Origin of the sequence: Parvularcula sp. LCG005 (genome assembly GCF_032930845.1) — a bacterium.
Lineage (GTDB): Bacteria > Pseudomonadota > Alphaproteobacteria > Caulobacterales > Parvularculaceae > Parvularcula.
Genome location: NZ_CP136758.1, coordinates 286,346 through 304,818 on the forward strand (window position 1 = coordinate 286,346; position 18,473 = coordinate 304,818).

At 60.5% G+C, this 18,473-nt stretch carries 14 protein-coding genes and 3 pseudogenes; 7 read left to right on the forward strand and 10 right to left on the reverse strand.

The annotated features are described in order from the left end of the window. Positions 1-50: 50 nt before the first annotated feature. Positions 51-659: a superoxide dismutase gene (locus tag RUI03_RS01245; protein WP_317288465.1), complete on the forward strand. Its 609-nt coding sequence runs from the start codon at positions 51-53 to the stop codon at positions 657-659. A gap of 47 nt (positions 660-706) precedes the next feature. Here the strand turns inward: RUI03_RS01245 and RUI03_RS01250 are convergent, their stop codons facing one another. The 3 genes and pseudogenes from RUI03_RS01250 to RUI03_RS14720 all read right to left on the reverse strand — a co-directional run. Beyond that, positions 707-1,789 (reverse strand): alpha/beta hydrolase, encoded by a 1,083-nt coding sequence (locus RUI03_RS01250; protein WP_317288466.1) that lies wholly within the window; start codon positions 1,787-1,789, stop codon positions 707-709. A gap of 150 nt (positions 1,790-1,939) precedes the next feature. After that, positions 1,940-2,461 (reverse strand): annotated as a pseudogene (locus RUI03_RS14715) (FKBP-type peptidyl-prolyl cis-trans isomerase); the annotation flags it as partial. A gap of 21 nt (positions 2,462-2,482) precedes the next feature. Next, positions 2,483-3,031: pseudogene (locus RUI03_RS14720) on the reverse strand (FKBP-type peptidyl-prolyl cis-trans isomerase); the annotation flags it as partial. 205 nt (positions 3,032-3,236) lie between these two features. Here RUI03_RS14720 and RUI03_RS01260 point away from each other — a divergent pair. Both RUI03_RS01260 and RUI03_RS01265 read left to right on the forward strand, forming a co-directional pair. Beyond that, positions 3,237-5,144, forward strand: coding sequence for a ribonucleoside-diphosphate reductase subunit alpha (locus RUI03_RS01260; protein WP_317288468.1), 1,908 nt, complete (start codon positions 3,237-3,239; stop codon positions 5,142-5,144). 9 nt (positions 5,145-5,153) lie between these two features. Beyond that, positions 5,154-5,843 (forward strand): DUF4145 domain-containing protein, encoded by a 690-nt coding sequence (locus RUI03_RS01265; RefSeq protein ID WP_317288469.1) that lies wholly within the window; start codon positions 5,154-5,156, stop codon positions 5,841-5,843. A 190-nt stretch (positions 5,844-6,033) separates the two neighbouring features. On the opposite strand, the pseudogene RUI03_RS14725 reads toward RUI03_RS01265, so the two are convergent. Then, positions 6,034-6,114, reverse strand: a pseudogene (locus RUI03_RS14725) (GIY-YIG nuclease family protein); the annotation flags it as partial. Between the two features lie 210 nt (positions 6,115-6,324). On the opposite strand from RUI03_RS14725, the gene RUI03_RS01270 reads away from it, so the two are divergent. Continuing rightward, positions 6,325-6,774: a nuclear transport factor 2 family protein gene (locus tag RUI03_RS01270; RefSeq protein ID WP_317288470.1), complete on the forward strand. Its 450-nt coding sequence runs from the start codon at positions 6,325-6,327 to the stop codon at positions 6,772-6,774. Between the two features lie 63 nt (positions 6,775-6,837). Here the strand turns inward: RUI03_RS01270 and RUI03_RS01275 are convergent, their stop codons facing one another. The 3 genes from RUI03_RS01275 to ftsE form a co-directional block, all read right to left on the reverse strand. Continuing rightward, positions 6,838-7,482 (reverse strand): VPLPA-CTERM sorting domain-containing protein, encoded by a 645-nt coding sequence (locus tag RUI03_RS01275; RefSeq protein WP_317288471.1) that lies wholly within the window; start codon positions 7,480-7,482, stop codon positions 6,838-6,840. 110 nt (positions 7,483-7,592) lie between these two features. After that, on the reverse strand, positions 7,593-8,507 hold the full coding sequence (locus RUI03_RS01280) for a hypothetical protein (protein ID WP_317288472.1): 915 nt from the start codon (positions 8,505-8,507) through the stop codon (positions 7,593-7,595). Continuing rightward, positions 8,504-9,202, reverse strand: a complete 699-nt coding sequence (gene ftsE / locus RUI03_RS01285; RefSeq protein WP_410795975.1) for a cell division ATP-binding protein FtsE — start codon at positions 9,200-9,202, stop codon at positions 8,504-8,506. Before ftsE ends, RUI03_RS01280 begins: the two co-directional genes overlap by 4 nt. Before the next feature lie 83 nt (positions 9,203-9,285). Between ftsE and RUI03_RS01290 the strand changes: the two genes are divergently transcribed. Then, a complete protein-coding gene (locus RUI03_RS01290; protein WP_317288474.1) occupies positions 9,286-10,416 on the forward strand; it encodes a zinc-ribbon domain-containing protein in 1,131 nt (376 codons plus the stop codon). Positions 10,417-10,474: 58 nt separating this feature from the next. Continuing rightward, positions 10,475-10,990 (forward strand): phosphoribosyltransferase, encoded by a 516-nt coding sequence (locus tag RUI03_RS01295; RefSeq protein ID WP_317288475.1) that lies wholly within the window; start codon positions 10,475-10,477, stop codon positions 10,988-10,990. A gap of 6 nt (positions 10,991-10,996) precedes the next feature. On the opposite strand, the gene RUI03_RS01300 is transcribed toward RUI03_RS01295, so the two are convergent. From RUI03_RS01300 to RUI03_RS01310, 3 genes are all read right to left on the reverse strand, one after another. Further along, positions 10,997-13,483: a DUF4175 domain-containing protein gene (locus tag RUI03_RS01300; RefSeq protein WP_317288476.1), complete on the reverse strand. Its 2,487-nt coding sequence runs from the start codon at positions 13,481-13,483 to the stop codon at positions 10,997-10,999. A 73-nt stretch (positions 13,484-13,556) separates the two neighbouring features. Continuing rightward, positions 13,557-14,963 (reverse strand): DNA recombination protein RmuC, encoded by a 1,407-nt coding sequence (rmuC, locus tag RUI03_RS01305; RefSeq protein WP_317288477.1) that lies wholly within the window; start codon positions 14,961-14,963, stop codon positions 13,557-13,559. An 84-nt stretch (positions 14,964-15,047) separates the two neighbouring features. Beyond that, positions 15,048-17,600, reverse strand: coding sequence for a family 20 glycosylhydrolase (locus RUI03_RS01310; RefSeq protein ID WP_317288478.1), 2,553 nt, complete (start codon positions 17,598-17,600; stop codon positions 15,048-15,050). A 98-nt stretch (positions 17,601-17,698) separates the two neighbouring features. On the opposite strand from RUI03_RS01310, the gene RUI03_RS01315 reads away from it, so the two are divergent. After that, positions 17,699-18,436 carry a GntR family transcriptional regulator gene (locus tag RUI03_RS01315; RefSeq protein WP_317288479.1) on the forward strand — a complete coding sequence of 246 codons (738 nt, stop codon included), beginning with the start codon at positions 17,699-17,701 and terminating at the stop codon, positions 18,434-18,436. Positions 18,437-18,473 lie beyond the last annotated feature (37 nt).

Here is an 18,473-nt window from a genome sequence, read left to right on the forward strand (position 1 = left end):
GGCACCTTAGTTTCAGGGGTGAGATTCACCTTTCCTGAAAGGATATAATAATGGCTGTAGAATTACCGGCACTCCCCTATGCGCGCGACGCGCTGGAGCCTCACGTTTCAAAGGAAACTCTCGACTATCACTACGGCAAACACCATCAGGCGTATGTCGACAACCTCAACGGTCTGATCAAGGATACCGACCTTGATTCAAAGCCGCTTGAGGAAATCATTCTGCACGCGGATAAAGAAGGCAAGGCCGGCATTTTCAATAATGCTGCGCAGGTCTGGAACCACACTTTCTACTGGAACTCGATGACACCATCGAGCGGTGGCGGTGCGCCAAAAGCGGGCTCGAAGCTGGCTGCGGCGATCGACGAAGCCTTCGGTTCCTACGACAAGTTCAAGGACGAGTTCGCCACCGCCGGCAAGACACAGTTCGGTTCCGGCTGGGCATGGCTCGTCGCCAAGGGCGGCAAGCTTGAAGTGCGCAAGACGGCCAATGCCGAAACCCCGCTGACCGAAGCCGGCGTGACACCGCTCCTGACCATGGATGTGTGGGAGCATGCCTATTACCTCGACTACCAGAATGCGCGTCCGAAATATATCGAGCACTGGCTCGAAAATCTGGCGAACTGGGATTTTGCCGAGCAGAATTTCGAAGCGGCCTGACAGCCTGACGCCCACTGATAAAAGGCCCCGCTGCATGCGGGGCTTTTTTATGGCGTGATGACCGAGACGGCCAATTCATCGATGGAAGCCAGGACGGGCAGGCGCACCGCATCGTCCTCAAAGCCGAGACAATGGCTTGCCGCCTCGATTGTGACGACCTCACAATCGGCAAGACCGTCTGAGCAAAGCCGAAGGGACCTGTCGTTGAACACCACATTGTCCTGACCCGCGAGGATCATCCGCACTGGGACCGACAGGTCATCCAGTGCGGCACCGTCCGTCAGGTCACGGCCCGACCGTTCCAGGCCGCTGAACCATTTCGCGGTGACGCCGCCGACCCGATACTCTGTGTGAAGCGTATAGAAAGCATCGCGCAGGTGGATGCGGTCTTCGCGGTCACCGCACCATTGGCTTTTCTCCTCGCTATCCCAGTTCACATGCCAGTTGCGCTGGCCCGGCGCATATCGGTTGCCAAGTCGCGTATGGTTGGCAAACCATGCATAGGCCTTCGCAGCCGCCCTCGGCATGCCCGGATTGGCCTCAAGCGCGGGAACAAGCGGCACGATGCCCGCAATGTCCATCTCGTGGTCTGCGGCGGCGCGCAGGACGGCGTGACCGCCCATGCTTTCACCCACCAGAATGATCTGGCTGTCTGACTGTGCTGCAATATGATCCGTTACCAGATCAACCGCATTGCCATATTGCTGGAACCGGCCGGTATAGGGTTTTTCAGGATTGTCCCGCCGCCTGACGGATCCGCCCTGTCCGGGCAGGTCCATGGCCACAACGCGGTAACCCTGAGCGCGCCAGTGGGCGTAGAAATCAGCATAGAGCTCCACGGTGCTCGTGAAACCGGGGATATAGAGGATGGTGACCGGGGCATCGACGGGCCCTGCGCTACCAAAACGGATCACCCCCTCATCGGCAAAATCCAGTGTCTCGAAGGTCCAGTCGTCGGGTAGGGGCGCAAGATTGGCGTCGAGGTAGTCCGTCGCCTTCTGTTCATCGGCAGCCGTTACAGTGGAAGGGGTATAGGGTTTGGGTCGTGCCACCACCACGATCACGACCAGCATCACCACCACCAGCGCCCACAGGGCGTCACCTCGACCGATTTTCGTCCTGATCTCCATGACCTGCCCTTTGCTCGTCTGTGCCATCTTGGCGCGGGGCGGGGGCGGAGGCAATTGAAGCTGTCGCGACCGACTCGCCCATAAAACCGACTGGCCCATAAAAAAGCGCGCCCCGGAAGGGACGCGCTCGCTTGGTCGGTGATGACCGGCTTACTTGATGTCGAGCAGCTCGACCTCAAAGACCAGCGCCTGGGCCGGGCCGATCGGGCCGCCGGGCGTGCCGCGGTCGCCATAGGCAATGTCAGACGGAATGTAGAAACGATACTTGTCGCCCACATTCATCAGCGCGACGCCTTCGGTCCAGCCGGGGATCACGCGGTTCAGCGGGAACTCGGTTGGCTCACCGCGGTCATAGGAGCTGTCGAATGGAGTGCCATCGGGAAGCGTGCCCTTGTAGTGAACGCGGACGACATCGGTTGGCGCCGGTGTCGCGCCCTGACCGCCATCTTCCAGCACTTCATACAGAAGGCCGCTTTCGGTCTCGGTCACGCCATCCTTCTTGGCCATTTCAGCGAGGAAGGCCTGTGACTTTTCACGGTTGTCGGCGACCATGGCTTCGAACTGCTCACGCTGGGTGTTCTGTTGCGCTTCGGCTTCAAGGCGCGCCTCTTCCGCGAGGCGTTCCTGCTCAGCGATGACCTCGGCACGGCGCTCCGGCTCATCCTCTCCAATGATTTCGAACAGCTGGATGTCAAAGATCAGCGTCTCGTTTGGCTCAAACAGGCCGGGCAGGCCTTCTTCACCAAACGCCTGTTCCGGCGCGATGATCACGCGGGCGGTTTCGCCCTCATGCATTTGCGCCAGCGCGACAGGCACGCCGGGAATCGGAATTTCGGTGAAGGACTCAACGACGAGCGGCTCGGGCAGGGCGCTTGAATCGTCAAACACCCGACCGCCAATGACGGAGCCTTTATAGTGGAAGCGCAGGACGTCGGTCGGTCCGGCTGTCTTGCCGCCATTGCCTTCTTCCAGCACTTCGAACAGCACGCCTTCTTCAAGCTCACGCACACCATCGCGCGCTTTCTGCTCGGCGATGAATTCAGCGGATTTCTTGGCGTTCAGCTCATAAATCGGGCTTTTGGGGGCGTCTGGAATTTGCACGGCCATGTTCACATCGGCCTCTTCGACCGCCTCTTCCACTTTTTCGGCTTTTGCTTCGTCATCTGCGTCATTTTTTCCACCGCACGCGGCGAGCACGCTGACAGAGGCCAGAAGGGCGAGGCGAAGGACGGGATTCTGCATAAAAACGGCTTTCTTTGATCGGTCCCGGGGGGTCTACTCCGGGAGGCGCATAGCCGTCCACCGCCACAAATTAAAGGGTTGTTAACCCGAAAAGGGCGACGCCTTACAGGTAGTGGAAAACCATATCTTGACCCGAATGGTGGTTTGGCCCCTAGATATGGTGTTCTTGGTGGACGGCTAGGGAAATTGACGAGAGGATAGTTTCATGCGCGAAGTTTCGCTCACTGAAAAAGCTGAGGCCCGGATCAGCAACAAGACGACGAATCCAGCATCCCCTGCTGCCGAACCGAAGGATCGCGCCGACCGGCCGCATCTGAAGGTGGTGCGCGAGGTGGTGGTCGATCATTCCCGTGATGCCCTGCTGACCGATTTTGGCAAGAAGACCATGGATGACCGCTATCTGCTCGAAGGCGAGTCCTATCAGGACATGTTCGCCCGGGTGGCCACGGCCTATGGTGACGATGCCGACCACGCCCAGCGCATCTATGACTATATTTCAAAGCTGTGGTTCATGCCGGCGACGCCCGTGCTGTCCAATGGCGGGGCGAAACGCGGCCTGCCCATCTCCTGCTTCCTCAATGCCGTGAATGACAGCCTTGATGGCATTGTCGGCACCTGGAACGAGAATGTCTGGCTTGCCTCCAATGGCGGTGGCATCGGCACCTATTGGGGCGGCGTCCGCTCGATCGGGGAAAAGGTGAAGGGCGCAGGCGCGACCTCCGGCATCATCCCGTTCATCCGCGTCATGGATTCCCTGACGCTGGCGATCAGCCAGGGCTCTCTGCGTCGCGGCTCGGCGGCCTGCTATCTCGATGTGCACCACCCGGAAATCGAAGAGTTTCTGGAAATCCGCAAACCGTCCGGCGACTTCAACCGCAAGTCCCTGAACCTGCACCATGGCATCAACATCACCGATGAGTTCATGAATGCGGTGGCCAAGGATGAAGAGTTCGGTCTGCGCTCACCAAAGAGTGGTGAAGTCCTGCGCCGGATCAATGCCCGCAAGCTGTGGCAGAAGATTCTGGAAATCCGTCTGCAGACGGGTGAGCCTTACCTCATCTTCTCCGACACGGTGAACCGCTCCATGGCCAAGCACCAGCGCGATCTGGGGCTGAAGGTGTCTACGTCGAACCTCTGTGCGGAGATCATGCTGCACACGGGCGATGACCATCTGGGCAATGAGCGCACGGCCGTGTGCTGCCTGTCTTCGGTCAATGCCGAGAAATATTTCGAGTGGAAGGATGAGCCGCGCTTCATCGAAGACGTCATGCGCTTCCTCGACAACGTGCTCGAAGACTTCATCCAGCGTGCACCGTCAGAAATGGCAAAAGCTGTCTATTCCGCCCAGCGTGAGCGGTCGGTGGGGCTGGGCCTGATGGGCTTCCATTCCTTCCTGCAACAGATGGGCGTGCCCTTTGAAAGCGCCATGGCCAAGTCATGGAACATTCGCCTGTTCAAGCATATCCGCATGGGCGCTGACGCGGCCAGCGTTGCGCTGGCGGAAGAGCGCGGGGCGTGTCTCGATGCGGAAGAATGCGGCATCAAGCAGCGCTTCTCGCACAAGCTGGCGATTGCGCCGACGGCGTCGATCTCCATCATCTGCGGCGGCGCCAGCCCATGTATCGAGCCAATCCCGGCCAATGTGTACACGCACAAAACCCTGTCGGGCTCACACACGGTGAAGAACCAGGCGCTGGAGAAGCTGCTCGAATCCAAGGGCGTCAATGATGACGACACCTGGGCCTCAATCCTCGAGCATGAAGGCTCGGTGCAGCATCTGGACTGTCTGTCCCAAGATGAAAAAGACATCTTCAAGACAGCGTTCGAGCTTGATCAGCGCTGGGTCATCGACTTTGCCGCTGACCGCGCGCCGTTCATCTGCCAGTCCCAGTCGATCAACGTGTTCATTCCTTCGGATGTGAACAAGTGGGACCTGCACATGCTGCACTGGACCGCGTGGGAGAAGGGCGTGAAGTCGCTCTACTACTGCCGCTCCAAATCTGTTCAGCGTACGGCGTTTGCCGGCGGGACCAGGGTGGACAGCGCCGAGGCGTCGATGGCTGCCGCCGGTGCAGCGCGCACGGACTATGACGAGTGCCTCGCCTGTCAGTGAGAAAGCTCAATGATAATCCTCGACTGCGGTGCATGTGGTAGAGAGCAGACCTCAGCCGATTTGCTACAATTCAGGATTTCACCGGATGAAGCTGGTGAAATCCTGCAGGTCAAATTATTCTGCTATTGCCGAGTTTGTCGATCTGAATTTCTTGGCTTAGGCGTTGTAGACAAGCTAAAATTACCTTTGCTTCGCAAGCTGGTGGACGATGGGCAGGCAAAGGGTGATTACACTGACCTGTTTTTCGCAGCTATTCCGCTTTACGTCCGCCCACCACCGAAAAACGTACCTGAACATCTACCCAATGCGATAGAGAAAATCTTCGTCGAGGCCTTGGAGTGCGCGGCATACTCCTTATGGACGGCATCAGCTGCAATGTGTCGGTTAGCCTTGGATAGAATGAGTAAGGACGTCTTGGAATCGATACATGGATTTGAAGAGCATACGACCAAGAGTGATCGTGAGAGATTGGCGAATAGGCTGGAATGGTTGTTTGAGCACGACAATTTGCCAAGCTCATTGGCTGAAATTTGTCAGATAGTCCGTCTCAATGGCAATGATGCCGTGCATGATGGAAATACGCCGGAAATTGAAGCGAAAGACATGTGTGATTTCACAACAGAGATTTTGCGGAGTGTTTATACGGAGCCAGAACGCAGACGGATGGCAATTGAACGGCGATATGACAGGCGTCGCTAATCCTTGCGTATCAGAAGCAAAGACTATGGATGCCGGGGCAGGCCCCGCATGACGAGTTTCGAGATTTGCTCTCTTCCCATCGTCGCCCCGGTCGAGGTTGAACCGCGAAAGCAGTCAGCATAGATTGCACCCAGCGCTCGGACCTACGCCGCAGACACGGGAGCCAGGCGGCATTTCGCAGTCAGCCCCGACCCTCCCGGTGCGCCACCATCCGCGAAACCAGATCCGTAGTCACGCCGGTGTAAAGCGTGCCTCGCGCCTGATTGGTCATGATGTAGACATGGGGGGCCCCATCCTTGGACGATAGTCGCCTCGCCAACCATCGTCACGCCGTCACGCGTCATCCAGGAACCCGCCAAGGCCTCCTCCGGTCACCGTGTAACGCCATCGCGTGACGCGATAACGCTTTGATTTCGTGCACGTATAGGGATCTTGTTCACAATTCCCTGTTAATCATGAAACCCAACTCAACGAGGTTTTCATGTCTGACCACGCTGCCAGCCGAGAACTTGTTCTGACGCTTTACGATCTGCGTCTGGAGAACAACGAGTACGCCATTCGCCAGGTCTGCTCACCAAACCTGCACTTTGAGATCATGGGGCAGGGCACTGACCGGATCGTTGATCAGATCAAGGGCGATCCTGACGCCATTCGCCATGCGTTTGAGTATATTACCAGTCACTGGCACTGGGTCCGGCAGGACATTCACGATATCGTCTGTGACGGGAATACTTATGCTGTCCGCTATACAGTGACGATGGACTATCTGCCGCTGTCGCGGCGGGTGGTGATGGAAATCGCCGACTTCGTGACCATTGAGAATGGCCTCGTCACCAAGATCATCGAATTCCTCGACACGGCGACGATCGATTCCCTCATGCAGGAAGCCGCCTCGCTGAATAAGCAATCTGCCTTGCGCGTTAACGTGTAGCGCGCAGCAAAAAGGGCGCCCGGATAGAGCGCCCTTTCGATTGTCTCGTTAAGAAGAGGCAGTTCAGCCCAGTTTCTTCTTGCGGCGGCTGGCGCCCAGAGCAACGAGGCCAGAGCCCATCAGAAGCGCTGCGGCAGGAACCGGCACAGCTTCAACGCTCAGCGCGTCGATGTCGAAACCGTCGGTCGTGCGGTTGCCAACGCTCGAGTCGCCGTAGATCTGGCGGCTGATGTCCTGAAACGCGACATAGGTGAATGTGCCAGGAACGATCACGGAATTGATCGCTGCTTCAGAGCCACCCTTGCCGTTGGTCAGGGTGCCGATGCTGAAGCCGCCCGTCAGGTTGGCAATCACTTCGTCGATAGAGTTGCCGACATAAACAGCCGCTGCTTCCCAGTGCTTGGAAGGGTTGGTGACTTCGACGACCAGCATCGAACCTGTGAAGCCAGGAGTGATCTGCATCAGCAGAGCGCCGCCAACGTCGCTGCCGTCTGAGGCAAGGCCGAGCGAGTAGAAGCTGCCGTCTGCACTGCCCAGATTGACGTTGTCTGATGCCAGGCGATCGGTGGTTGAACCGCAATTCAGCGCGATGGCTGTGACGGATGCTTTGGAAGCGTCGCAGTCTGCACCAACGACGGTCAGCGACGCTGCGTGCGCGCTGGTCATCATGGCGGCGGTAGTGGCGAGAGCAATAAGAGTGTTTTTCATGAGTTTTCCCCGTGATCTGAACTAACAACCACGACCTTGCAGGCTTGATGCCAACCGGACCTGCGGGCGGAGAAAAACCTAGAAAAAAGATCCAAAAAGTTGTGGAGGGCCTAAAGTTCGTCTTTCAGGACCTTCAGCACGGTGATCCGCGCTGCGACGGCGGCCACGGCACACAGGGCCAGAGGGACGAATACCAGCCACAACAGCATGCCCGGGTCAGCCCCAAGATTGGGCAGAAAGAACCCTTCGCTGCCGTCGTTGAAGCTGGCGATGAGAAAAAGGACGACCGCGGCGATCAGGGCGCCCACGGCGCCGCCCCTTAGACCAAGTGACAGGTAGCGCTGCTGCACTTCATTGGCGATGAACTTGTCGGTGGCGCCGACGAGATGCATCACCTCCACAATATTGCGGTTGGCGGCCAGTCCTGCGCGGGCCGCAAAGATAATGACGGCGGCGGCGGCGCTCATGACCATCATGAAGATGATGAAGGCAATTGCCTGGGCCCGGCGAGCGGCCGCCACAAGTCTGTCATTCCATATGCCATGATCATCAAGCGTCGCCCCGGGCGCAGCGATAGCGAGGCTGTCCCGCAGGGGCTCAAGGCTCTGGCGGCGTTCGGCGGTCACCTCGGCGGTGATCAGGGCGGGCACCGGGATGTCGGCGGTCAGGTTACCCTTGCCCAGCCATGGCTCCAGCAGGGCCTCACTCTCTTCCCGAGACAGGCGGTGCACGCGACTGACGCCCGCACTGTCTTTCAGGATCTGCTCGGCGGCCGTTGCCCCCTCGTCAATGGCATCGCTCGTCGCCCCCTTCACCTGCACGGTCACCGTGCCCGCAAGGTCACCGGTCCAGTCTGCGGCGGCGCGGCTGACCATGAAATAGCCTGACAGCGCCACACTGGCCATGAAAGCCAGAACGGCAATGACGATGGTCAGCGGGGTGCCCGCGGCACCCGCTTCGGGCAGCAGGGGCGTCTGGCGCCGACGCATGGCGCCGCTGCCCTGTACGGTATCAGTATCGCTCATGAAGCGGTCTCCGTGGCAGAGGCAATCTCGCCCAGCGGCTGGTGCAGCGTGACCTGACCCTCTTTGAGACGCAGGATCTTCATGGGCAGCCGCCGGACAAGGGCCAGATCGTGGGTGGCCACGATGACAGCTGTGCCAAGCCGGTTCAGCTCGATCAGCAATTGCATGATCTTGGCACCCATTTCGGGATCGACATTACCCGTCGGTTCATCGGCCAGAATAAGGTCGGGCTTGGACACGAGGGCGCGTGCCAGCGCCACACGCTGTTTCTCGCCACCGGACAGTTGCGGCGGACGGGCATTGATGCGGTGGGACAGCCCCACCCACTTTAACAGATCGATAACGTCGTTTCGATACGCCGGTTCGCGAACCCCGAGCACCCGCATGGGCAACGCCACGTTTTCAAAGGCCGTCAGATGGTCCAGCAGGCGAAATTCCTGAAATACCACTCCGATCCTGCGTCGCAGGGTCGGCAGCATGCTGGCCGGCAGGGCGCCCACATCCTCCCCAAACACCGTGACGCGGCCAGCGGTCGGCCGATGCGCCATGTAGATCAGCTTGAGGAGGGTGGTCTTGCCCGCGCCCGAGGCGCCGGTCAGGAACCGAAAATCACCTTCCCTGAGCGTCAAATTGGCGGCGCGCAGGACGTCCCAGTCCCCGTCATAGGACAGACGCACGTCGTTCAGCTGAACGATGACGGGTGCGGAATTGTTTTGGGTCGAGTTCGGATGATCGGACATGGCCCTCTCTCCTACACTGATGCGGCGGGGGCAAGGCAATGATGATTTCATGTCCATCCTGCCCAAAAACGTATCGTGTCGCGGCGTCCGCCATCCCGCCGGAAGGCCGCGATGTTCATTGTGCGTCCTGCGGCGCCGTCTGGTTTGAGCGCGGCGTTGTTGCCGATACGCTGGATATTGAGCGTGAGGAGCAGATGGCGCGTCACCTGGCCCAGCGGGCTGAGGTGGAACTGGCCGAACAGATTCTCAGTGCGCTGGCGCCTCGTCAGGGCGTGCAGGCTGCACTGGCGACCAGCGAAGCGTCCATCGGCGACGCGACATCAAAGGCGGATGATCAGTCGGCTGCGACCGAGGCCAGCGAAACGGCGCAACCTGCTGCTCCCCGAGAGCAGGAGGGGAGCCGTACGGCGCTGGCGATCGAGGACAAGCGCTCGGTATCGGCTCCTGTTCCTTCCTCAAAGGCGATTACGATCGATATGCCGCGCACCCCGGCATCGGCAGAGCAGCGCAGTGCGATCGAACTCGTCCAGTATGCGCTGAAACGCCGGTGGCGGATTGGTCGGCGGCGTCGCCCTTCACAGCGCGACATCCCGCCCGGACAGGCGGCCGCCGAGCGCTTTCGTGCGCAGATCCGGGCGCGCAATCTGAACCGCATGACGCCGCTGCGGGCGATCGGCTGGTCGGCCTGGGCCGCCACGATCGTCGTTACGTTAGGGGTGCTGACACAGTTTCGGGAGCCGGTGCAGTCGGTCTGGCCGCGGCTCTCCAATGCGTATGCCCTGTTCGAGCCGACGCCGGTATCGCCCGTCCGTCTGAGCGATGTGAAAGCGCGATATGCGCAGTCCACCCACGGTCCTGTGCTGGAGCTTCGCGGTACACTGATTAATGAGGGCAAGGAGGATATTCTGCCCGAACTCAAACTCGCGTCTCTGGACAATGGCAGAACGTTTTCGAGCCCTGTGCGTGTCAGCAGTGTTCCGATACCCAGGGGCGGCGAACGCCCATTCGTCATTCGCGCGCAAGTGCCTGCGGGAACGCGGCAAGCCTCACTGAGTATCGCCTCCACAACCAATGCCACTGGTGAACGGTCCCAATTCGTGCTGCAACAGACCGGTAGCGGTTGGGGCGAAGCGCTGCCTGACGCGGCGATTCGTCAATCCGGCAACTGAACAGGCAAGCCTTGGCGCCCTGGTGGGCGTCAATGAGTCGATCAGAACAGGTCAGATCATGAGAACCCTCTATTCCGAAACTGATATTGCGACGGCGATAGAAGCGCTGGCGCCGCAGATCGTCGACGCTCTCGGCAAAGATTTCATAATTGCTCCAATCCTGAATGGTGGCTTCATTTTCGCCGCCGATCTGGCCCGTGCGCTGTTTCGTCATGGTGCGGATCCTGAGATCGATTTCCTGCAATTGGCCAGCTATGGCGATGAGCGTGAAAGCTCAGGCACCATCAAGGTCGTGAAGGACCTCTCATCTCCCGTTGAGGGGCAGACAGTGCTGCTGGTCGATGACGTATTGGACAGTGGCAACAGCCTGCACTTTGCGCAACGTCTGCTAATGGAACGCAAAGCCGCAAAGGTGGCCATCTGCGTGGCCGTCAACAAGGTCCGCGAACGGACCCACAACGTCACGTCAGATTTCACCCTGTTCACAAGGGATGCCGATGCATTCCTGGTTGGGTATGGCATGGACGATGCGGGCCGGCGACGTGCCTTGCCCGTCATCGGCGTCATTGAATAAGCCCACTCAGAACCGGCGCAGCAGGCCTTCAAGATAGCGGCGCTCTTCGGCTGACAGTCCAGGGTCTGACAAGCGTTCGCGCAGCTGCTGCGTCAACTCCCGAATACGATCCGGGTCCGCCATATCTGGAATTGTCACGCCCGTGTCACCCTGTTGGCCATAGACCCGGCCAAGGGGATCCCGGTCGGCGCCCCGGCCGCTCATGCTGCCATTTTGTCCGGGGGAACCACTTGCATTGGGGTCTTCGCCATCGCCCCTTTCAGACATGCGCTGGGCCGCGAGCGCACTGGCACCTTCGCGCAGCGCGGCAATCGCCTGTTCCTGCAGCGCTTCTGCACCGGTGTAGTCGCCGCGATCAATCGCGCCCGCGGCGGCGCGCATGGCATCAGCCGCCTGATCAAATGCAGAGGACGCGGAGGGGACTTCACCTGCGCCGTCGCCCTGACCTCCGGACTGCTGGGCAAGATCGTCCGCCTGCTGTGCAAGGTCGCGCTGTTCACCGCTCAGGCCCTGACCAGACCGGCTTCCGCGACCAGCGCCAAACGTGTCGTCGGAAAGGCGACGCTGCCGGTCGATCAACTCCCCGGCATCGTCGAGCGGGCCACCCGGCCCGTCACCGCCTTCGCCGCTGCCTTGGCCGCCAGCCTGTCCGCCGCCCTGTCCCGACGCCCCCGACTGACCTTCCTGGCCCTGGCCACCGCCTTGGGAAATCTGCAAATTCTGCAGGAGCCGCTCAAGCTCAGCGAGCCGCTGACGCGCTTCCTCCGTGTCCCCCTGACGGCGCAGGCGGGCAATTTCGTCGAGGATATCGTCAAGGGCGCGTTCGCTCATGCTCTCGCCGCCGCCGCTTTCCGGCGCATTGGCGTCACCGGACGCGGCAAGGGCGGCCACATAATCATTCATCGCCTGGCGCAACTCTTCGATCAGCCGATCGATCTCATCCTGTGAAGCGCCGCGGGCGAGCGCGTCGCGCAATGCGGCTTGCGCCTGCTCAAGACGTTGGCGCGCAAGTGTCAGTCCCTCATCCTCGAGCGCGATCGCCAATGGCCAGAAGGTTTCTACAACACTGTCCGTATTATCGCCCTGGCCCTTGAACACCTCATGATAGGCCGTCCGTAGAAGGAGATATTCTCGCGTATCGGCGGCAAAGCGGTCCGGCGCAAAGGTCAGCGCATCGAACAGGCGAGCTGTTCGGCGCCAGCTTTGCGGGGCTAGCGCCAGACTGCGCCGCTCCTCGATCACCGCCTTGGCCAGCGGGTTGTAGAATGTGCGCTCAGGGAGGGTGAAAGTCAGTGGCGCTGTCCGCGCTGTCTGGCCGGCCCCGTCGGTCACTTCCACGCTCATATCAACCGACAGGCCAGCCCAGGGGTGCTCGGTCAGATCAATGGTCACTTCCCTGTCGCCGGCCGCGCCGCGCAGTGCCGGAACGTCCACGCGCAAGGCCTGTCGCCGTGCGGTGCGGTCCGGTTGGGGCGCGTCCGGGGCCCGCCTGTTCTCACCCGACAAGCGCAGGACGACGGCCGCATCGGCAACGCCGTAATCATCGTCGACGGTGATGGCGAGCGCAGTGCGCGTGGCGCCCTCTACGCCCGGGGCGTCGCGCCATTCTACGCTCGGCGCACGGTCGGGGATGATGCCGATGGGCCAGATGGTGGTGTTGCGGCCCGAGCGCAGGGTCAGGGCGACATGTTCATCCAAGGGGGCTGTTAGGGTGAGGGCGCCCTCTGCCTCTTCCAGCGTTGCGGTCTCATTTTTGTTTTCAGTCGACAGGCCGGCGCTGGCCCGTGGGCGGCTGCCATCGGCCTGGCTCAGCCGAACTTTCAGGACACTGCCCCGCGGCACATTGGCCTGGTCAGCCGTACCGGGTGGCAAATCATCGCCCCGAACCAGAAATTGTGGCGGCAGACGGGTGTAGTCCGGCGGTTCAATCCAGACATCAGCGATCAGGGGTACCTGTTTGCCAAATCGGGGATGCAGGCTGTCGGCAAGGCGGGTGGACCAGTTGCTGCCCGCCAGCACGACGCCAAGGATCAACAGCATCACCGCGCCAACCCGCAAGGAATAGGGATCGATCCGGTCGATCAGCGCGCGAGGCTGTGCCGGGCGGACATGGGCGGTCTGTTGCGCGAGGCGGTCCAGATGCGCCTGCCAGAATGGGTCATCCGTGGACCCTGAGAACGGCTCGTCATCCAGGTCCCGCAGCGCCCCGGCCGTCAGATGGCCGTCGTCCTCAAGCCGGATCAGCGCGTCTTCGCGTGTCGGGAAGCGCATGGGACCAAGCCCACGATAAAGCAGAATAAACGCGGCGATCGCGCTGATGATCAGCACGGCCAGATGCACCGTACCCGGCACCACCTGCCACGCGCCGATCAGACTGAGGCCAATAAAGGCCGCAATGACGGCCAGAGGCGGAACCAGCGCCGCGTAAAGCCGCTCCCAGAACAGGATGCGTCGCGTTCGGCCAATGGGAAGAGTGTAACGGGGACGTGCCATAGACATTCCCATTAGCGGGCTTTTTCCGGAACGTCATGTTTCGGAAAGGACAGGGTGAAGGCCGAAATCGGGCCTAGGACGCGGCCTTGTGGGTGATCAACAGATCCTTGTGAGCCGACGGCAGGCGCACATCGGCATCGCTGTCGGTCAGCAGGTCGATCGGTTTCTCTGTGCCGGGCATTTCATAGTCCGCAAAGCGGCGGGCCCGGGGCATGACGCGGCTTTCCACATTGCCGATCAGGCTGTTGTAGCTGCTGACGGTCTTGTCGAGTGCCTTGCCCAGATCATTGAGGTAATCACCGGTCTTCCGCAGGCTTTCATAAAGATCCGAAGCCATGTTCGCGACCTCATGGGCGCTTTCATTGGCCCGCTGCTGGCGCCACGCATGGGCGATGGATTTGAGAATGGCGATAAGCGTCGTCGGCGTGGCGATCAGGACGCCGCGCTCAAACGCATCCTGAAACAGATTGGGTCGCTGTTCGATGGCCGCGGTAAAGAAGGTCTCACCGGGCAGAAACATGACGACAAAGTCGATTGCCCCATCCTTTTTCAGCGCGCCGGCATAATCTTTGGCGGCCAGTTGCTGTACATGCGTCCAGACAGACCGGCCATGGCGGGCGGCGGCATCGGCGCGTACCGCGTCATCCTCGGCGCCGGCGGCATCGAGCCAGTCGGACAGGGAGACTTTGGAGTCGACAGCCACCATCCGTTCACCGGGCAGGCGCACCACCAGATCCGGGATTTTCCGGGCCTGATTATCGTCGGTCACCTGAAACTGTTCGGAGAAATCTGCATGGGCGGACAGGCCCGACATTTCGATGACATTCCGCAGCGTGGTTTCCCCCCAGCGGCCGCGGGTTTTGGGGCCAGATTTCAGGGCTGAGGCGAGAGACCGCGCTTCAGCCTGCACGGCACCGGCAGACTGGGCCAGCGCAGTAATCTGTCCGGTCAGCTCACCCTGAGCCTTTTTCTGCTGGTCGCGCATGTCGCGCAGCCCTTCTTCATAACGGGTCAGGGTTTCGCGCATCGGTTTGAGAAGATCCGAGACGGAGCGGGAATAGGTCTCTGCGTCCTTGCGCGCGACCACATGCTGCTTCTCAAAGCTCTGGGCCGCTTCGCGCATCAGGGCGTCACCGGTCTCGCGCACCAGCTTGGCGGACATGGTGCGGAATTCATTCTCCAGCTGCTGCCGCAATTCGCCCAGCTGCCGCTCGCGTTCCTCTACCCGCGTGCTGAGCGTGGCGCGCTGCCGCTCGCTCTCGGAAAGGGAGGCGCGCGTTTCCGCCAGCGCATCCTGCGTCTCCTCAAGTCGTTCCAGCCGACCGTTGAGGGCGGCGACCCGTTCGCGCTCCGCCCACAGATGGTGCTGCGCCGTGCGCAGCTTCGCGCCGCGCTGAAGATAAGAGACGAGAAAAAACATGGTCAGGGCCCAACCAATGATGGCGGCGCCCAGCGCTAGAGTGAGGTTATCGAGAATCATCGATCACCTTTATGCTGATTCGTTTTGTTCGCTATATGTTCACTCGCGCGAAGTCAAGGCAAGGGCTTCGTCAGAAGGGGACGGTCAGGGCGCGACAGCGCGGCTGACCCGCCCCGCAGGACCACGTGTCCTGAACAGAAGATCCGCTTTGACCGGCACGGGTTCGTCATAAACGTTCCATGACCCATCGCCGGACTGGTCGGTCCACTCAACCGTCAGTGTGGGGAACTCTGTCTCTGCGTAAATGTGGCCATCGATCTCTTTGACGCCCGGCGGGGCAAGGCGGAAGAAGACGCCATCGCTGGCCAGGAGCGGCAAATGCGCCGCCAGACGCCGCGAAAAAGACTGCCAGTCCTTCAGTACGTCGTCGGTATTCACCTGACCATCGCCATATCGATAGCTTGCGCCTGCAACATAGTCCGGTTCCCACGCTGCCCTGTGCCAGGCCCGTTCGGCGAGGGCGATCAGCCGTGGAAAGAGCATATACTGCACCTGCTCGTCACTCCGAACGGTTTCGCTCCACAGCTGCGCCTGCAGGCCGTCAATGCTATGACCGGCGGTCAGCGGCACCGTATCAGTGATCTCGCGCCCTTTCGCGGTAATATCTTTCATCGTGCTGGCATTCGCCGCGAGATTCTCAGGCATGAACCCGAAAACCTTGAAGGTATCGGTGCCGCGCGACGGCCAGTCATAGCCGCGTTCCAGTGGATCAGGCGCATAGGGAATATCGAAGTAAACAACATCCGGGATTGAGATGATCGTGTCCCAGCCCTCATTCGCCTGACGATGCGCCTCGGCAACACCACCGTTAAACAGGCCACCCCAGATATTGGTCTGCACGCGCTGCGGCATTGCAGCGGGGTCCGTGTGCCCCATACCATCGCTCCAGCCAGCCGGAATGACACCCCGCGCCGCCAGTCCACTGGCGACGCGCTGGATAAAGTAAGGCCCCAGCTCGTCCACGGTCATGCCGGTATCGGCCATGAGCGCCTTGCAGCTTGGTGATTCTGACCAGGCGCCAGCGGTTTCGTCGGCGCCAATATGATAGCGCTGAAGGGGCAGGCCGGCCTCGTCATGCAGGCGTACGACTTCATCAAGCACGACATCGACGAAACTGTAGGTCGCCTCAAGGCAGACATTCAGCGTGTTATCGTCATAGTTCTGAATACTGCGATAGGTGGTTGTGTCAGCCTCTTCGGTGAGGCGATAACGCTCCGCCTCCTCGGGGCGGTCCTCTCGCATCAGGCGCTGATATCGCGCCTCCATCGCCATGATCGCCGCACGGGAATGCCCGGGCATGTCGAAAGACGGGATGATATCAATGTGCCGCGCCTTGGCGGCCTTCAGGATCGCGAGGTAGTCGTCGCCGCTGAGCGCGCCGTTGACTGGCGTGTTGGCATCAGGGCCAGCCCCCAGCTGCGGCAGCAGGCAGCGCTCCTCCTGCGGATCATGACATCTTTTACCGCCCACATCAGCCAGTTCGGGTAACGCAGGTATGTCGAGCCGCCATCCCTCATCATCTCCCAGATGGAGATGCAGCGTATTCAGTTTGTACACGGCCATCTGATCGATCAGATCAATGATCAGCTCAGGGCTGTGGTAATTGCGGGAGATGTCGAGGTGGAGCCCGCGAAAGCCAAATCGCGGTGCGTCCGTCAAGTCGAACTGGGGAAGCGTGCCCTCGCCATGGGCGATCTGTTGGCCAAGACTGTGAAGGGCGTGCGAGGCGCCAGCCACGTCGGCAGCATTGATCGTGATCTGACGAGACCGAACGTTGATAGAAGAGGATTCAGCCGGTTGATTTTCGCCTTTCCCGACCCTGATGGACAGCGGAAATCCTGATCTCGATTCCGTAACGCCGTGTGCGGACAGGTATTCAAGCGCCCCGGCAATATCGCTACGGTCGAGCCCTGCGAGCCGCAGCTTCAGGCCAGGCTGAACCGAAATATCGGCCCCATTGCGAAGACTGACTTCGTTGGGTGTCGGCAGGATGACGATATCGCTCTTGCCCAGCGGTTCTGAGGGGGCCACTTGCCACGCAGCATATCGCTCAAACGCCCGCGCGGGGGTCAGCCACTGGGTATCGTCATCCGGACGGGACGTGGCCAATTTTGTCTCGTCGGTCATGGCGGTGACGAAGGGCAGATATTCTAGTCCGGTATCGGGGTCGATGACAGCGCGGGATGCCTCGAGGACCTGCGCCGGATAATCATCAAGAACTGCGTAGATATTGGGCATCGGGTAGTAGGCAGAGAAGAACTGCCCCGCGCCCCAGATGTTGATCGTGTACGTCTCACCGGCTTTGAGCTTCGTACCGGCCTTCGGGCTGAGCACATTGAGGTCGCCATTGATGAGCCGGTTCTCGAACGGGCCGCTGTCGACCGCAATCTGGCGTCCGACATAGCTATAGTAGAATTCCGGACGTGCGGTGGCGAATGCCGGGGGCATGTCCGCCGGCAAGGTCAGGGACAATGTGGCGAGGAAACAATTGCTGGCCTGCGCCGGACAGTCTGTGGGATGATTGTCGACGATCGTGAACTCGACACCGATATCGGCGGCGAAATCACGCCACTCGGCATCACTGGGTTGCAGGGCCGTTGCCGACAGAAGGGTTGCGGCGAGCAGGTGCGAAATCATAAGTCCCCCAACAAAACGGGTCTGTTAAGGTTATATAGTTGTCCTATCGCGATCACTGGGTCAATATGAGGTCCGTTGCTGACAGCAGGACCGATCCCATGGCCTTGGATATCATGACGCCGCTCGATAAATCCGCTGCGACCCCGCTCTATCTGCAGCTGCAGACGGTGTTGCGGGAGGCTATCGCACGGCGGGCGGTGGATGAGCGGGGGGCAATTCCGACAGAAAGGGACTTGGCGCGCGGCTTTGATGTCTCAAGGATTACTGTGCGCAAGGCTGTCGATGGCCTGGTCCGCGAGGGCCTGCTGACCCGGCGTGCCGGAGCTGGCACGTTTGTCAGGGGGGAGAGGGTTCAAAAAAGCTTTTCCACCCTGTCGTCGTTCTCAGAAGACATGCAGCAGCGCGGCTTTGCCGTTCGCAGTGTCTGGATTTCCCGCAAGACAGCGGCGGTGACCCCCGAAGAGGCGCTGGCGCTGGGTCTTTCCCCCGGCACACTGATCCACCGGTTCAACCGCATACGATATGCCGATGACGAGCCGCTGGCTTTGGAATTGGCAACCATTCCCGTCTCCTGTCTGCCGTCGACAGATCTGGTCACTGATTCTCTATACGCGGCGCTCGATGCACAGGGACAGCGGCCAGTACGGGCGCTGCAACGACTGCGCGCTGTGGCGTTCACGAGTGAGCAGGCGCGTGTTCTGAATGTTGAGCCGGGCGCGCCCGGGCTGTTCATTGAACGGCGCGGTTTCCAGGCCAGCGGTCTGCCGTGCGAGTTCACCCAGTCCTATTATCGCGGTGACGCCTACGACGTGGTGGCGGAGCTGCAAGGGACTTGAATAGGACCAATTAAGGAAAAAGGTATTGTCGACCGTA

Bases quoted from the DNA above. Each gene is read 5' to 3' on its own strand.
- RUI03_RS01245 (WP_317288465.1), top strand. From the start codon at position 51: ATGGCTGTAGAATTACCGGCACTCCCCTATGCGCGCGACGCGCTGGAG.
- RUI03_RS01250 (WP_317288466.1), bottom strand. From the start codon at position 1,789: ATGGAGATCAGGACGAAAATCGGTCGAGGTGACGCCCTGTGGGCGCTG.
- RUI03_RS01260 (WP_317288468.1), top strand. From the start codon at position 3,237: ATGCGCGAAGTTTCGCTCACTGAAAAAGCTGAGGCCCGGATCAGCAAC.
- RUI03_RS01265 (WP_317288469.1), top strand. From the start codon at position 5,154: ATGATAATCCTCGACTGCGGTGCATGTGGTAGAGAGCAGACCTCAGCC.
- RUI03_RS01270 (WP_317288470.1), top strand. From the start codon at position 6,325: ATGTCTGACCACGCTGCCAGCCGAGAACTTGTTCTGACGCTTTACGAT.
- RUI03_RS01275 (WP_317288471.1), bottom strand. From the start codon at position 7,482: ATGAAAAACACTCTTATTGCTCTCGCCACTACCGCCGCCATGATGACC.
- RUI03_RS01280 (WP_317288472.1), bottom strand. From the start codon at position 8,507: ATGAGCGATACTGATACCGTACAGGGCAGCGGCGCCATGCGTCGGCGC.
- RUI03_RS01290 (WP_317288474.1), top strand. From the start codon at position 9,286: ATGATGATTTCATGTCCATCCTGCCCAAAAACGTATCGTGTCGCGGCG.
- RUI03_RS01295 (WP_317288475.1), top strand. From the start codon at position 10,475: ATGAGAACCCTCTATTCCGAAACTGATATTGCGACGGCGATAGAAGCG.
- RUI03_RS01300 (WP_317288476.1), bottom strand. From the start codon at position 13,483: ATGGCACGTCCCCGTTACACTCTTCCCATTGGCCGAACGCGACGCATC.
- rmuC (WP_317288477.1), bottom strand. From the start codon at position 14,963: ATGATTCTCGATAACCTCACTCTAGCGCTGGGCGCCGCCATCATTGGT.
- RUI03_RS01310 (WP_317288478.1), bottom strand. From the start codon at position 17,600: ATGATTTCGCACCTGCTCGCCGCAACCCTTCTGTCGGCAACGGCCCTG.
- RUI03_RS01315 (WP_317288479.1), top strand. From the start codon at position 17,699: ATGGCCTTGGATATCATGACGCCGCTCGATAAATCCGCTGCGACCCCG.